Source organism: Cellulomonas carbonis (assembly GCF_014636275.1).
GTDB lineage: Bacteria > Actinomycetota > Actinomycetes > Actinomycetales > Cellulomonadaceae > Actinotalea > Actinotalea carbonis.
Genome location: NZ_BMEB01000002.1, coordinates 374433 through 389213 on the forward strand (window position 1 = coordinate 374433; position 14781 = coordinate 389213).

The 14781-nt window shown below is 75.0% G+C and carries 11 protein-coding genes; 3 read left to right on the forward strand and 8 right to left on the reverse strand.

Annotation, left to right across the window (positions count from 1 at the left end; all coding sequences use genetic code 11):
* Positions 1–52: 52 nt before the first annotated feature.
* From IEV86_RS06990 to IEV86_RS07000, 3 genes are all read right to left on the reverse strand, one after another.
* Positions 53–2596 (reverse strand): hypothetical protein, encoded by a 2544-nt coding sequence (locus tag IEV86_RS06990; RefSeq protein WP_052426225.1) that lies wholly within the window; start codon positions 2594–2596, stop codon positions 53–55.
* 63 nt (positions 2597–2659) lie between these two features.
* Positions 2660–3340, reverse strand: a complete 681-nt coding sequence (locus IEV86_RS06995; protein WP_043606827.1) for a DedA family protein — start codon at positions 3338–3340, stop codon at positions 2660–2662.
* Between the two features lie 150 nt (positions 3341–3490).
* The gene (locus tag IEV86_RS07000) at positions 3491–4414 is read right to left on the reverse strand and encodes a DUF4190 domain-containing protein (protein WP_188484604.1); all 924 of its coding nucleotides are present in this window, start codon (positions 4412–4414) and stop codon (positions 3491–3493) included.
* Positions 4415–4648: 234 nt separating this feature from the next.
* Between IEV86_RS07000 and IEV86_RS07005 the strand changes: the two genes are divergently transcribed.
* Positions 4649–5119 carry an Ig-like domain-containing protein gene (locus IEV86_RS07005; RefSeq protein ID WP_043610442.1) on the forward strand — a complete coding sequence of 157 codons (471 nt, stop codon included), beginning with the start codon at positions 4649–4651 and terminating at the stop codon, positions 5117–5119.
* Positions 5120–5153: 34 nt separating this feature from the next.
* On the opposite strand, the gene IEV86_RS07010 is transcribed toward IEV86_RS07005, so the two are convergent.
* The gene (locus tag IEV86_RS07010) at positions 5154–6641 is read right to left on the reverse strand and encodes an MDR family MFS transporter (protein ID WP_081978969.1); all 1488 of its coding nucleotides are present in this window, start codon (positions 6639–6641) and stop codon (positions 5154–5156) included.
* A 516-nt stretch (positions 6642–7157) separates the two neighbouring features.
* On the opposite strand from IEV86_RS07010, the gene IEV86_RS07015 reads away from it, so the two are divergent.
* Positions 7158–8411 carry a TerC family protein gene (locus IEV86_RS07015; protein WP_081978980.1) on the forward strand — a complete coding sequence of 418 codons (1254 nt, stop codon included), beginning with the start codon at positions 7158–7160 and terminating at the stop codon, positions 8409–8411.
* A gap of 93 nt (positions 8412–8504) precedes the next feature.
* On the opposite strand, the gene IEV86_RS07020 is transcribed toward IEV86_RS07015, so the two are convergent.
* Positions 8505–9425, reverse strand: coding sequence for an NADP-dependent oxidoreductase (locus IEV86_RS07020; RefSeq protein WP_043609719.1), 921 nt, complete (start codon positions 9423–9425; stop codon positions 8505–8507).
* Positions 9426–9673: 248 nt separating this feature from the next.
* On the opposite strand from IEV86_RS07020, the gene IEV86_RS07025 reads away from it, so the two are divergent.
* Positions 9674–10720, forward strand: coding sequence for a hypothetical protein (locus IEV86_RS07025; protein WP_152605788.1), 1047 nt, complete (start codon positions 9674–9676; stop codon positions 10718–10720).
* An 84-nt stretch (positions 10721–10804) separates the two neighbouring features.
* Here IEV86_RS07025 and IEV86_RS07030 read toward each other — a convergent pair whose 3' ends face one another.
* The 3 genes from IEV86_RS07030 to IEV86_RS07040 all read right to left on the reverse strand — a co-directional run bounded on the left by IEV86_RS07030 (position 10805) and on the right by IEV86_RS07040 (position 14553).
* A complete protein-coding gene (locus IEV86_RS07030) occupies positions 10805–12463 on the reverse strand; it encodes an SIR2 family protein (RefSeq protein WP_052426530.1) in 1659 nt (552 codons plus the stop codon).
* Positions 12460–12978, reverse strand: coding sequence for a hypothetical protein (locus tag IEV86_RS07035; protein WP_043609721.1), 519 nt, complete (start codon positions 12976–12978; stop codon positions 12460–12462). The genes IEV86_RS07030 and IEV86_RS07035 overlap by 4 nt, the downstream gene beginning before the upstream one ends.
* A gap of 162 nt (positions 12979–13140) precedes the next feature.
* Positions 13141–14553: an FAD-binding oxidoreductase gene (locus tag IEV86_RS07040; protein WP_081978923.1), complete on the reverse strand. Its 1413-nt coding sequence runs from the start codon at positions 14551–14553 to the stop codon at positions 13141–13143.
* Positions 14554–14781: the final 228 nt, after the last annotated feature.

A 14781-nucleotide genomic window follows, 5' to 3' on the forward strand; every position in this document is an offset into this window, starting at 1 on the left:
ATCGTACGGAGCGCTCCCCGCGGGTGTCGCCGGTCGCCGCGGCCCCGTGGTCTCACGGCGCGTCCGTCAGGTAGCCGACGACGTCGACGACGAGGTCCACCTCGGTCCCGCGCCCGCCCTGCACGTTGAGCAGCGTGACCTGACGGTCGTCGCCGATCGCCGTGACGACGAGGTTGCCGACGTCGTTGCCGCGCCCGGGGACGTAGTTGAGGACGGACGTCGAGGGCGGCTGACCCGCTCGCGCGGGGAAGACCCGGAGGTGGCCGCCGCCCGTCGGCGAGACCGCGACGACGGTCATCACCGCCGCGGTCGCGTCCTCGGGCACGCCGGTCGCGGCGTCGAGCGTCACGGTCCGCGCGTCGCCGCCAGGCACGCGATCCGACGTCCGGGTGTCGAGCACCCGGCGGGGCCCGGTGGCGCTGTACGCGGCGCCCTCGGTCACGTACCCCACGACGTCGAGCACGACCCGGACCGGGCCGCCGTCGGCGGTCTGCGACCGGTAGGTGAGCGCGCCGTCGGGGGAGAGGGCCACGACAGCGGCCGTGGCCCGGTCGCCGCCCCGGAGGTAGTTGAGCGTGGACGTCGCGGGGACGGATGCGCCCGCGGCCCACATGCGCAGGTGCCCGCCCGAGGTGGTCCGGGCCGCGGTCACGTTGAGGACGACGGCGGTCGCGCCGTCGGGCACCCCGGCCCGCCCTGTGACCTGCACCGTGACGGGCGTGCCCGAGCGCACGGCGGACCGGTCCTCGAGCCGTCGAGGTGCCGTGAGCTCGACCCCGGACCCGTCACGCAGGTACCCCGTGAGGTCGACGACGACGCCCGGCTGACCCGGCCCGCGCACGAGGTAGCAGACGCGCCCGCTCGGCGGCAGCGCGACGAAGGCCGTGTTGGCGACGTCGCGGCCCGGGCTCAGGTTCACCGTGCTCGTCGCGGGGACGTCGCGCCCCTCGGGGTACACCACGACGTTCCCGACCGACGTCGGCCGCACGGTCGTGACGGTCAGCACGACGCCGGTCGCGTCGGCGGGCACCCCGGTGTCCGTCCCGGTGACGTCGAGGCACACCGGCGTCCCGGCGGGCACCCCGGTCCGCTCGTCGTGCACGCGGACCGGACCGACCGGCACGTAGCGGCGCGGGTCGTCGCGGGGGACGGCCCGGACCGTCGCGGTCGCACCCACCTCGTCGACGACGACGGTCCAGGACCCGTCGGCCGTCGTGAACGACGCACCCGCCGCGAGGGTCGGCTCGGGGGTCGACGAGTCGTGCAGCGGCCGCGCCGCGCCGACGTCGAGCAGGTACGACGGCTCGCCGGACGCGGCGCTGTCGACGCGGTGCACGATCACGCCCGGTCGCAGCAGCTGCGGTGACGCGCACGGCGTCGGCACGACGGGGCACGCGAGCCGACGGCTGCCGAGGTCGGCGTCCGCCCCGACGGCACCGCGGTGCTCGACGACGTACGTCGCGCCGTCGTCGGCCGTGAGGCGCAGGAACCGCGTGCCCGCACCCGACGCGACGGGTGCGAGGACCACCGTCGTCGGGCCCGTCGCGGTCACCGACGACTCGGGCGTGAGGAGGCCCATCGTCGCGAGGTGCGCACCGTTGAGCGGGCCGTCGCGACCCGTCGCGCTGCCCATCGTGTCGTAGCCGTCGCCGTACTCGGTGTGGCGGCAGTCGGCGAGCGAGCCGTCGGCCCCGCCCGCGCACTCGAAGCGCGTGTTCGAGTGGCCCAGCGTGAGCGTGTGGCCGAGCTCGTGGCCGACGAGGTCGGCGAGCCCCGGGCTGCCCACGCCGCCGTTGATCCACGCGGACCCGCCGTCGGCGATGTGCGCGATCCCGCCGAACCAGCAGCCCTCGACGCGCGGCGTGTACGTGACGGTGTGGCGGCGCTGCCCGGCTGCCGGGAAGGCCCCGAGCCGCCGCGCGCTCCAGTCGAAGAGCTCGAACACCTCGGCGGTCGAGCACCCCTCGTCCGCGTCCCACCCGGTGTGCACCGCGCCCTCGGACCTCGCGCCGACCGTCAGCCGCACCTGCCCGTCGGTCGACGCGCTCCAGTACGGCGCGACGTCGGTCCGCACGAGCTCCGCGAGGTCGTCGGCGGAGAACCCGTCGGAGAGCTGGCCCGAGATGGTCGCGCTCATGACGTGCACCGCGCGCGTGCCGGGCGACAGCATGCCGAGCGGGGCGTCGTCGTCGGCGGAGGGATCGCCCCCCGCTCCACCGCCTTCCGCGCCACCCGGCGCCCCGAGCACCTCGACCTCGCGCACGTCCGCGCCCGAGTCGAGCGCCGTCGGGTCCTGGTCGGCGGCCGTCGGGGCCGTGGTCACCACCTCGACGACGCTCCCGCTCGGGACGGTCGCGAGCGCGTCGTCGGCGACCCGGACCGCGTCGCCGTCGTCGGGCACGACCGCCGTGAGCTCGTGCGCGGTGCCGTCGAGGTTCTCGACCGCGAGGCGCACGACCTCACCCGTGACGGCGGCGCTCGGGGTGTCGGCGTCCGCCGTCCCCGAGGCAGCGGCGGTCGCGGGCGCCACGGGCGCGGCGAGGGTGAGGGTGAGGAGCGCGCCGAGGAGCGCGGCGAGGGGGCGGGCGGACGTCACGGTCGAATGATGACGGTTCGTCCGGTTCTGCGGGCCGTGCGTCCCCAGGTCGTGACCGGACCGTCACCCGCCTGTGGACGGACGACCGGACCCCCGACCGGCGGGCGCGTGGCGCCGGGACCGCAGGCGCTTGACCACGAACCAGCCGACGAGCGCGACCAGGCCGCCGATCAGCACGGCGTTGACGAGGTCGCTGTACCGCCCGACGTCGGTCCACCGACCCCCGAGCAGGTACCCCGCGCCGACGAGGACGCCGTTGTAGACGGCGGACCCGAGCCCGGTGAGGAGCAGGAAGCGGGCCACGGGCATGCGCTCGACGCCCGCGGGGACCGACACCAGGCTGCGGACGACGGGTACGAACCGGCCGGTGAGCACGGCCGTCGAGCCGTGCCGGTCGAACCACGAGCGTGCGCGGTCGAGGTCCTCATGGTCGACGAGGGGCGCGCGGTCGATGACGCGGTGCAGCCGGTCGACGCCGAGGCGCGCCCCGATCGCGTACAGCGCGCCTGCGCCGAGGAGCGACCCCGCCGTGGCGCCCACGACGGCCGCGACGACCGACATGCGGCCCTGACCCGCGAGGAAGCCGCTCACGGGGAGCACGACCTCGCTCGGGATGGGCGGGAAGACCGTCTCGAGCGCGACGAGCAGCCCGACGCCCCACGGGCCGAGCAGCTCGATCGTGTCGACGACCCAGCCGGCCAGCCCGGTGAGGCGGGACGGGTCGGACGAGGCGGCGAGGAGCACGCCTCAGACAAGCACGACGGGGGCCGTGGCGCAGGGCGGGTGGCCCGTGCGCCGCGGCCCCCGTCGGGGTCGAGCGGGTGGAGCGGTCGGGCGGCGCGTGCGCGCTCGCCCGGGGCGCTGGATCGACCGAGAGGCCGGTCGGTCAGGCGGTCACTGCGCGGCGTAGTAGACGTACGCCTCGCCGGTCGCGTCGGTGCTCAGCTCGAGCGCGACGGGCTGCTCGGTGCCGTCGGACCACACGCCCGTTCCGGTGCAGCCCATGACGACGGCCTCGTCGGTGCCGGTCGGGACCACGTAGGTCTCGCGCTCGTCGGACGCGAGGACCGCGTCCTTGACCTCGAGCAGCTCGCCGTCGGCGGCCTCGGCCGAGATGAGGACGGCCTCGTCGGCGAGGAGCTCGCAGGTGACGAACGAGAAGTCGACGCGCTCGGCGGCGGCCTCCTCCTCGGCGACGACGTCGGTCGCCTCCTCCTCGGTCGTGGCCCCGCCGTTGACGTCGGAACCCTCCTCGAGCCGCTCGATCTCCTCCTCGAGCTCGCGCTGGAAGTCCTCGTCCGTCACCGCGGCGTTGACGAGGAGGCCGAGGATCACCGAGACGACGAGGCCGATGACCAGGCCGAGCGCGCCGGTGACGATGCCGCCGATCGCGAGCCCCTTGCCGCCGACGACGCCGGGGACGACGCGACGCCTTCCCATGATGCCGAGCACGATCGCGACGATGCCGAGCAGCACCGAGATCACCCCGACGACCGGGATGAAGGCGAGCAGCAGCGCGATGATGCCGATGACCAGAGCGGTCACGGCCATGCCGTTGCTCTTCGGGGCGGCGGGTGCGCCGTAGCCGGGGCCGGCGCCGTAGCCGGGTGCCGGCGCCCAGCCGGCGCCGCCGTCGGGCTGGCCGTACGCGCCGGGCTGCGCGCCGTAGGGCTGCGTCGCGTCCGCCGGGGTCGGGTAGCCGCCGGCGGGCGCGCCGTACGACGGCGTCGAGGCGGGCGGCGGGGGCGGGGTCGGGCCGCCCTGACCGGTGCTGTCAGCGGGCGGGAAGCCCGTGGAGTGGTCGTCGGGGTTGCTCACGGGCGTTCTCTCCAGCTCTACGGCGTCACGGGCGCACCGGATCCGGACGAGCCGGGCGCGGCGCGGGGAGCCTATCGGTCGGCACACCCGTCACGCGGCCTCTGTCCGCGTTCGCGCAGGTCGTGGGGGTGAAACGACGTCGGGCCCAAGATCGAGGGGTCAGGCGTCGACCCCGGCTGACGATCGGGCGGCGGAGCGGACCTGACGGGTCCGCCAGTCCCCCGAGGAGCACCCGTGTCCACCACCACCCGCCGTCGCGCCCTGGCGCTCGCGCTCTGCACCGCCGTCGCGCTCGGCCCCGCCTCCGCGGCGGTCGCCGCCCCGAAGTCGCCGTCGTCGTCGACGAAGACCACGACCGCGACGAAGCAGACCAGCAAGCCGACCACGAAGCCCGTCGCCAAGCCGGCCCCGAAGCCGCTGCCCCAGGTGCAGCTGCGCGTCAACCCGGTGTCGACCACGGTCGACCCCACCGACTACGTCGTCACGATCACCGTGCGCACGACGGCCGGCGGCGTCGTCGCCGGTGACGTCACGCTCACGGACGACGGCGTCGTCGTCGGCGGCGGGACGCTCGCGCGTGGCGTCTGGACCGCACCCGTCACGCTCGCCGAGGGCACGCACCCGCTGCGCGCCGTCTTCTCCGGCACCGCCAAGGTGAACGGGGCGGCCTCGAAGGTCGTGCTCGTGACGACGCCCGCGGTCTGACCCTCGCAGGAGCCCCGTCGCGACGGGGGCCCCGTCAGCCGTGCGCGGCGGGGCTCCCGGTCGCGGTGCCTGGTGCGGCGCCCGAGACGCCCGGCGTGGCCGCGGAGCCTGGTGCGGCGCCCGAGACGCCTGGGCTGCCCGCGGCGCCTGGTGCGGAGGTCGCCGTCGGCACGCCACCCTGGGCCGGGCGCGGTTCGCGCGGCATCGCGAGCGCGGCGGCGACCGTGCCCACGGCGACGACGGCGACGACGACGAACACCCCGGTCGCGGCGTCGTTGAACCGCTCGGGCTCGGCGAACGCGTCCGTGCCGCGCATGACGGCGTTGACGACGGCGCCCAGGATCGCGACGCCGACGGCACTGCCCACCGACCGCGCGAACATGTTGGCGCCCGTGACGACGCCCCGCTCGCCCCAGCCGACGCTCGACTGCGCGGCGATGAGGCTCGGCGCCGCGACCCACCCGAGCCCGAACCCGGCGAGGAAGCACGCCGCGCCGACCGTGACGAGCGACGGCCGGACGCTCGTCGCCGCGAGGGCCGCCGTGGCCATGAGCACGATCGCGCCGCCGATGAGCACCGTGGGCCGGAAGCCGATGCGCAGGTAGAGCCGCCCCGCGAGCGACGCCGAGATCGGCCACCCGATCGTCAGCAGCGCGAGCGTCAGCCCCGACACCAGGGGCGAGGCGCCGAGCAGCGCCTCGAGGTACGTCGGGACGTACGTCGTGATGCCCATGAGGATCACGCCGACGCCGACCGCGATGAGCGCCGTCGTCGCGAGCAGCCGGCGGGACAGCACCCACATCGGCAGCACGGGCTCGACCGCGCGCCGCTCGACGAGCGCGAACGCCGCCAGGAGGGCGAGCCCCACCGCGAAGCCCGTGACGCTCACCGGCGACGTCCACGCCCAGGCGTTGCCGCCCTCGAGAAGCATGAGGATGAGCAGGCTCAGCGACACGGTCAGGAGCAGTCCGCCCGGCCAGTCGATCCGGTGCGCGCGGTGCTCGACGGTCTCGTGCAGGTGCCGCACGAGCAGCCACGCGGCGACGACGCACAGCGGGACGTTGACGAAGAAGATCCAGTTCCAGGTGAGGAACTCGGAGAACAGCCCGCCGAGCGTCGGCCCGACGACGGCCGACACGCCCCACACGCTCGCGAGGTAGCCCTGCACCTTGGCGCGCTCGGCGAGGGAGTAGATGTCGCCGACGACGGTGATCGCCATCGGCTGGACCGCGCCCGCGCCGAGCCCCTGGACCGCGCGGAACGCGATGAGCGCCGGCATGCTCCACGCGAGCCCGCACAGCACCGACCCGAGCAGGAACATCGCGATGCCGAAGAGCAGGATCGGCTTGCGGCCGATCGTGTCCGCGAGCTTGGAGTAGATGGGCACGCTCACGGCCTGCGTGAGCAGGTAGATCGAGAACAGCCACGGGAACGAGCTGAAGCCGCCCAGGTCGCCGACGATCGTCGGGACGGCCGTCGCGAGGATCGTCGCGTCGATCGCGATGAGCCCCGTCGTCGTCATGAGGGCGACGAGCACCGGGCCGCGCTCGCTGCGGAACCCGACGTCGGCGCGGGTCGGCGTCGTGCGTGCGGTCCCGGACCGGTCGTCGCTGCTCAGGGTGCTGCCCTCCGTCGGTGCTGTCGGGCGCGAGGCCCGGTCAGTGCCAACTCTGCGCCCGACCGCGGCATTCCGCCGCGGGCGCCGCGCCCACCCCTCCGCCCACCCCTGCACCCACCCCTGCACCCACCCCTGCACCCACCCCTGCACCCACCCCGCCCACCCCTGGCGTCGAGGTAAGACTTCCGGTCGGCGATTCGCGCGACACGCCGACAGGAAGTCTTGTCTCGACGGTGGGGGTTCGGCTGGAGGACGCGGGGGGCGGCCCGGAGCGCGGGTAACCGCGGCGGCATGTCACCCTGGGTGGGCATCGCGGCGGCCGTCCGCGGGCCGTCGGGAACCGCGTGACGCCCCCCGGCGTTGCTCAGCCTGGATCGATGACCCGCGCGCTCGCGCCCACTGCTCGTTGGAGGACCCTGGATGGACGTGTCCGTTGCCGTGTGGGGGGCGACGATCGCACTCGTCGTCGGCCTGCTGCTGTTCGACTTCTTCTTCCACGTGCGGAAGGCGCACATCCCGACGCTGCGCGAGGCGTCGATCTGGTCCGCGCTGTACGTGGGGATCGCGATCGTCTTCGGCATCGCGGTGTGGGTCTTCGGTGGGCACGACATGGGCACCGAGTACTTCGCGGGCTACGTCACCGAGAAGGCGCTGTCGGTCGACAACCTGTTCGTCTTCCTGATCATCATGGCGAGCTTCAAGGTGCCGCGTGCGGACCAGCAGAAGGTGCTGCTCTTCGGCATCGTGTTCTCGCTGTTCGCCCGGACCGGCTTCATCCTGCTGGGCGCGGCGCTGATCAACTCGTTCGCGTGGGTGTTCTACATCTTCGGCGCGATCCTGCTGATCACCGCGGGGAACCTGCTCAAGCCCGAGGGTGAGGACGCGCACTCCGCGGACAACTTCATCATCCGGCTCGCGCGGCGCCTGTTCCACACGACCGACCACTACGACGGCGACAAGCTCTTCACGGTCGAGAACGGCAAGCGCGTCATGACGCCGATGCTGCTGGTCATGGTCGCGATCGGCGGCACCGACCTGCTGTTCGCGCTCGACTCGATCCCCGCGATCTTCGGCCTCACGCAGAACGTCTTCATCGTCTTCACGGCGACCGTGTTCTCGCTGCTCGGCCTGCGCCAGCTGTACTTCCTCATCGACGGCCTGCTGGACCGGCTCATCTACCTGTCGTACGGCCTCGCGGCGATCCTCGGCTTCATCGGCGTCAAGCTGATCCTGCACGCGCTGCACGAGAACAACGTGCCGTTCATCAACGACGGCGAGCACGTCCCCGTCGTCGAGGTGTCGACACAGCTGTCCCTCGGCGTGATCATCGGCGTCCTCGTCGTCACCGTGATCATCTCGCTGCGCAGCCAGCGCGGTAAGGCGCAGAACGCGATCAACGCCGCCAAGCACCACGCCGAGGAGTACCTCGACATCGAGACCGACGAGACGTACCGCGAGGAGATCTACGGCCGCCTGGTCCAGGAGCTCGAGGTCATCCGCGCGCTCCCGCCCAAGCACCGCCTGTGGGTGCGGTCCATGGACGACGTCGTCGAGCTCGTCGAGCGCGCCGTGTCGGAGCACCACGAGCGCGTGGCGGTCGGCGCCGAGCGTCCGGTGTCGCTGACCCCGCGTCCGGACCTCGACGGCCACGGACCGCTCGGGCCCAAGCCGTAGGGCCGAGCCGCACAGCACGACGGGGCGTCGTCGTCGGGAGACCGACGACGACGCCCCGTCCGCGTGTCAGGGTGCGTGCAGGGTGCGCGCTGGTCAGGGGACGGTGATGGCGACCTTGCCCTGGACGTGGCCCGTGGCGGACAGCTCGTGCGCGGCGGCGGTCTCCTCGAGCGGGAACGTCGCGGCGACCTCGACGCGCACGGCGCCGCTGTCGATCAGCGCCGCGAGTGCCGTGAGGTCGGCCGCGTCGGGCCGGACCCACATGTACTCGCCGCCGAGCTCCGCGGCGGCGGGGTCGGTGATCGAGCCGACGCGCACGTCGGGCGTGCCGACCTCGGGTGTCGTGCCGACGACGCCGCCGACCAGGTCGAGGACGACGTCGACGCCGTCGGGCGCCTCGGCCCGGACCCGGTCGACCAGCCCGTCCCCGTACGACACGGGCGTCGCGCCGAGCCCGCGGAGGAACTCGTGCTTGCCCTCGGACGCGGTGCCGATGACGCGCGCCCCGAGCGCCTGCGCGATCTGGACCGCGAAGGTCCCGACGCCGCCGGCCGCGTTGTGGACGAGCACGACGTCGCCCTCGGTCACGCCGAGCCGACGGAGCGCCTGGTAGGCGGTGAGGCCCGCGAGCGGGACCGCCGCCGCGTGCGCCATGTCGAGCGACGTCGGCTTGAGCGCGAGCGTCCGCACGGGCGCGGCGACCAGCTCGGCCGTCGTCCCGCCGCCCAGCACGTCCTTGCGGACGTAGCCGTAGACCTCGTCGCCCACGGCGAACTCGGGGGTGTCGAGGCCGACCTGCTCGACGACGCCCGCGACGTCCCAACCGGGCACGACCGGGAAGACGGCGTCCATGAGCGGGTCGAGGCCGCCCTCGCGGACCTTCCAGTCGACGGGGTTGACGCTCGTCGCGTGCACGCGGACGAGCACGGAGTCGGGGCCGACCTTGGGCGTCGGCAGGTCGACGAGCTCCAGGACCTCGGGGCCGCCGTAGCGGTGGTACGCGATGGCTCTCATGCGGGCGGCAACCGGGCGGGCGGCGGGGATGTTCCGGGGGGTTGCGTGGCACGGTGGGGGAGCGGTGCCCTGCCTCGCACCCCCCCGGGGGCGGGCGGCGGGACGGTCCGGGCGCTCGAGCGGGTCCGACGTGCAAGGACGGCGGCTGTCGGCACACGAACAGGGCAGAGGGACGAGGTCGACCGCCGACGGCGGGGCGGCCCGCAGGGGGATCCACGACCACGAGCGAGGGGTGTGCCATGCGCAGCGTGAGGACGACAGGGACGAGCACGACCCGGGGTGCGCTCGGCCGGTTGGGTGCGCTCGCCGCGGCCGCGACGCTCGCGCTCGCCGGGTGCGCGAGCCTCGGCGGCGAGTCGGCCGACGCCGGGGGCGACGGGTCGGACCGCGACGGTGGGGGGACGCCCACGGCCGACGGCGCGCCGCTCCTTCAGGTGTCGCACGGCGGCGGGTTCGTGCCCCGCGGGTGGGACTTCGCGCGGGTGCCCGAGCTGACGGTGTACGACGACGGTCGCGCGGTGGTCCAGGGCCCGATGATCGAGATCTACCCGCAGCCGCTCCTGCCGAACCTGCAGCTCCACGAGCTGTCGGCCGACGACGTCGACGCGCTGGTCGAGCAGGCCCGCGAGGCAGGGCTGCTCGCCGAGGCGCCGGACTACGGCATGCCGCCCATCGCCGACGCGGGTGCGACGACCCTCGTCCTCACGGTCGACGGCGAGTCCTACACGCACACCGCGGAGGCCCTGGGCCTCGGCGAGGAGGTCGGCGACGCGCTGGACGAGCAGCAGGTCGTGGCGCGGCAGGCGCTCGCGGGCTTCATCGCCGACGCCAACGACCTCGTCGCGTCGTCGGGCGAGCCCACCGAGCTGCCCCTCGAGACCTTCGCCGTGATGGCGTGGCCGGCCGAGGTCCCGGTGCTCGACCCGTCGCTCGAGGGGGGGGACGGCGCCGAGGGCGGTGCGGACGCCTCGGAGGGTGGCGCGACGGAGGGTGGCGCGACGGATGGTGGCGGCGTCGACGGCAGTGCGCCGTCGGAGGGTACGGCCGACGACGAGCCGGTCGAGCAGGGGTCGATGCCGTCCGAGATCGAGCGGCAGGTGCTCCCGTGGCCGGTGCCGACCTCGCTCGCCGACGCGGAGCAGTGCGTCGTCGTCGAGGGTGACGAGGCGGCGACGCTGCTGGAGACGCTGCGCGGCGCCAACCAGCTCACGATGTGGGAGCAGGACGGCGTGACGTACGAGGCGGCGATCCGCCCGCTGCTGCCGCACGAGGACGGCTGCGACGGCCTCGTCTGACCCGGTCCGCGACCCCGGTCGCACGACGCCCGGTCCTCCACGGAGGGTCGGGCGTCGTCGCGTCGGGACGGGTCTCGCGGCGGATCACGCCCCGATCTCGTCGAGCGCGCGCTCGAGCGCGCGCCACGAGTCGCTGCGCCCGGGCACCGCGTCGAGGCTCCGCCGCAGGTCGCGTGCGGCGTCGGCGAGGGGGCGCTCCTCGTCGGGCAGCAGTGCGGCGTACCGCTCGTCCGCGAGGTGTGCGGGGGGCGTCGCGTGCATCGCGACGGCGTCGAGCAGGACCGCGAGGCGGCGCGCGTGGTCGCCCGGCTCGCCGTCGGCGTCCTGCGATGCGGAGAGGTGCTCGAAGCGGCCGCGCCAGAGCTCGACGGCGGCGGGGTCGGGCCGCAGGGCGAGCACCGTCCCGAGCGGGGCCGGTCCGGTCGGACCTCCTTCCTGGAACGCGACGACCTCGTGCGCGAGCCGCAGGAAGTTGTCGTCGGTCATGGACGCACCGACGACGAGCAGGTGCTTGGTGACCATGAGCGCCTGCACGACGGCGCTCATGGGCCGTGAGCGGGCGTCGTAGCCGACGACGTCCGACCGCGACAGGACGATGCTCTCCGGGTGCTCGACGTCGCCGTGCATCTTCAGCAGCCACGGCGCCCCCGGTCGTGCCGCGGCCCAGGGCAGGACAGCGAGCTCGCGTCCCGCGTCGGCGGCGGCCCGCTCGTAGAGGTCGTCGTAGTTCGTCGTGACGGCCTGCTCGCAGTCGAACGCCGCGATGAGCGCGTGGACGATCCCGTACCGGTCGGTGCCGCGCACCTCCTCGGCGACCATGCAGCCCAGGTCGTCGCCGAGCCGACGGCGCAGCAGCTCCGACTTGTCGAGCGGCGACGAGAGCCGGCCGAAGTCGGCGTCCGCGCGCTCGGCGAGGCGCTCGATGAGCCGCGACCACGACGGCAGCCCGGCCGACATGCCGACCCCGGCGCCGAGGAACAGCGCGAGCGACCCCTCGAGCGCCCGCCGCGCGAGCATCCGCGCCTGGTCGAGCAGCTCGGGCGTGAGGTGCGCGGCGTGCCGCCCGCCGGCAGCGCGGCGCCTTGCCTGGAACGCCGCGTGGTCGGGGTCGTTCGCCGCGACGACCACGACGTCCACACCCGTCCGCTCGACGACGTCCTGGCACACGGACAGCAGCCGGTCGATCACGGTGCCGCGCAGGTCGCCGAACCCGCCCTGGCGCACGCCGAGGGTGGGCAGCGCGACGAGAGGTCGCGGTCGGTCGCTGCGCGGGCTGATCCCCGCCGACGCGATGTCCATCAGGACGGCGTGGACGCGGTCGACCATCGGGCCGAGCGTCGCCTCGGGGTCGTCGTAGGCGGCGCTGTCGACGAACCAGGCGGGTCGGCCGTCGGCCGCGCGGCCCCACCCTCGCTCCCACCACGACGTCGGCCGCAGCCCGCGGACCGTCGCCGCCCACGCGTCGTCGTCGCCGGGCAGGTCGGTCGCGGGTGCGTCGCCGACGCCTGTTTCGTCGATGCCCGGGTCGTCACCGCCGTCCTCGAGGTCGGTGTGGTGGGCGGTGCCGGCACGCCGTGCGGACGTCCGGGCCGAGCCGCCGGTCGCCCCGTGGGCCGCCGCGGCGAGCGGAGCGGCCCAGGCGGGCGTCACCACGAAGTCGCGGTCCGTCGGGATGAGCGTGGCGTCGTGGTCGAGGTGCTCGAGCCGACCGCGGACGACGAACACGTGGCCGGCGTCGGTCATGCCGGGAACGTAACCCCGGGCCACGTGGGTCGCGCGGGGACGAGGGGGGTGCCCGACGAGCGCCGCGCCACCGCCACGCGTTCGAGCAGCGCGGGCCCCGTGAGTCGTGCGTCGCGAGCCGTCGACCGCGACGCCGCCCCCTGTCCGTCCCCGGCCTCGATGCGGCCACCCGTCGTCGCGGTGGCAGCGTCGCCGTCTCCTCCGTCGCCGTCTCCTCCGCGGTCGGTGGCGTCCGGGTCCGCGGGCTCGGCAGGGCCGTCGGCGGGTACGGCCGCTTCGTCGTCGGTGGCGGCCTCCTCCTCGAGGACCCACGGCGGCTCGCTGAGCCGGCCACGGATCCGGTCCCACCCGGGCCGCTCCTCGGCGTCGTCGGAGGCCGCCTCGAGCCCGCCGCCGACCACGGGACGCACGCCGGCGACCGTCGGTGCGGGCGTCACGGCGGACGCGCTCGGGGTGAGCACGCACGCGACGGCGAGTGCGGCGGAGACGGGCAGGACGGTGCGACGGATGACCACGGGATCCCCTTCGGACGAGCCACCCGGGTGGTGGCGTCCGGGACGTTAGGGAGCGCGCGGCAGGCGTCGTCGAGCGGACCGGCCGCTCTGGGGACGGCGTGGACGGCGGGGATGTGTGGACGACGTGGGTGGGCGCAACCCGCCGACGGGGGAGCGCGTCGATCACACCGCTGCGGGCGGCACGTTCTGGTTGCGTCGGAAGAGGTTCTCGGGGTCGTACGTCGCCTTGACCTGCGCGATCCGGTCCCACGTCGCACCCGGGTAGGCGTCGCGCACGCGGTCCGGGCCCTCCTCGCCGAGGAAGTTCACGTAGACGCCCGGCACGCCCCGGTCGAGCGCCGCGGCCGTCGCGGCGACCCACGCGGCGCGCTCGTCACGGTCCTCGGGCGACACGAACGCCGCGACGTACGCCATGACGCGCGCCGACCGGTGCGCGTACGCGGTCGCGTCGTCGGGCACGCGCGCGATCGCGCCGCCCAGCACGCGCAGCTGCGCGACGCGCATCCCGTCGACCTCGGCGAGCCGGTCGAGCAGCCGCGCGGCGAGCGGCTCGTCGACGACGTCCGTGAAGAGGCCCCGCGCGACGACGGTCGGGTGCTCCGGCGGTGCGTCGGGCGGGAACATGCCCGCGTACGGCGTCGGCGCGACGAGGTCCGCGATCGGCTCGGCGAGCGACCGGATCGGCGCGAGGACCGCGTCGGCGTCCTCCGCCGCACCCGACCAGCACACGAGCGCCATGACGACGAGGCGGCCGTGCACGTCCGCGGGCACGAACGGCAGGGGCGGGCAGGGCATGACGTTGACGATGACGCCGAGCTCGTCGGGCGCCGCCTGCGCCGCGGCCACGAGGCCTGCGAGGACGGGAGCGGTCGCCGGTAGCAGCAGCATGCCGCCGACGACGTCGCGCACCGGGTGGACGCGGAAGCGCAGACGCGTGACGACGCCGAGGTTGGCGCCCGCACCGCGCAGCCCCCAGAACAGGTCGGGGTGGTTGGCGGCGTCGGTGCGCAGGACGCGGCCGTCGGCCGTCACGACGTCGGCGCCGAGCAGGTTGTCGATCGTCAGCCCGTGCGCGCGCGAGAGGAACCCGATGCCGCCGCCGAGCGTGATGCCCGCGACGCCGACCTCGCCCGTGTCGCCGAAGCCCACCGCGAGCCCGTGCTCGGCGAGCGCCGCCGTGACCTCGCGCGCGGTGTGGCCCGCGCCGACCCACGCGGTGCCCGAGTCCGCGTCGACCTCGATGCCGAGCAGGTCCCGGACGTCGATCACGACGCCGCCGTCGACGGTCGAGTGCGCCGCGCTGCTGTGGCCGCCGCACCGGACGGCGACCGGGATGCCGGTCGCCCGGACGAACGCGAGGGTCGCGACGACGTCGTCGTCGGTCGCCGGGCGGACGATCGCGGCGGGACGGGCGTCGACGCCTCCCGCGGCGACGGTGCGCAGCGCGTCGTAGTCGGCGTCGTGCGGCTCGACGACGCGGCCCGTGAGGCGGGTGCGCAGGTCGTCGAGGGTCGTGGCGGGCGTGGCGGCGGTCGCCGTCGGGGTGGTGGACGACGTGGTGGACGACGTGGTCATGCGGGGCTCCCTCGCGGCGTGCGTCGGCGGCGGGCGTTGCGGGGTGGTGCAGCGTCCGTGCGGGTAGACCGGTCCCAGGGCGCGAAGTCATCGGGTCGCGGGCGGGTCGGGGGGTCGGATCGCGCTGTCCGCCTCCTCGCGGGCTGCGCCGACAGGGCGCCCACGCGTGGCCCGCAGCGTCGTCCACTAGGCGCGTCGGGTGACGTCCACCCACAGCGGCCCCGGACC

Bases quoted from the DNA above. Each gene is read 5' to 3' on its own strand.
- IEV86_RS07020 (WP_043609719.1), bottom strand. From the start codon at position 9,425: ATGAGAGCCATCGCGTACCACCGCTACGGCGGCCCCGAGGTCCTGGAG.
- IEV86_RS07010 (WP_081978969.1), bottom strand. From the start codon at position 6,641: ATGACGACGACGGGGCTCATCGCGATCGACGCGACGATCCTCGCGACG.
- IEV86_RS07030 (WP_052426530.1), bottom strand. From the start codon at position 12,463: ATGACCGACGCCGGCCACGTGTTCGTCGTCCGCGGTCGGCTCGAGCAC.
- IEV86_RS07015 (WP_081978980.1), top strand. From the start codon at position 7,158: ATGGACGTGTCCGTTGCCGTGTGGGGGGCGACGATCGCACTCGTCGTC.
- IEV86_RS07040 (WP_081978923.1), bottom strand. From the start codon at position 14,553: ATGACCACGTCGTCCACCACGTCGTCCACCACCCCGACGGCGACCGCC.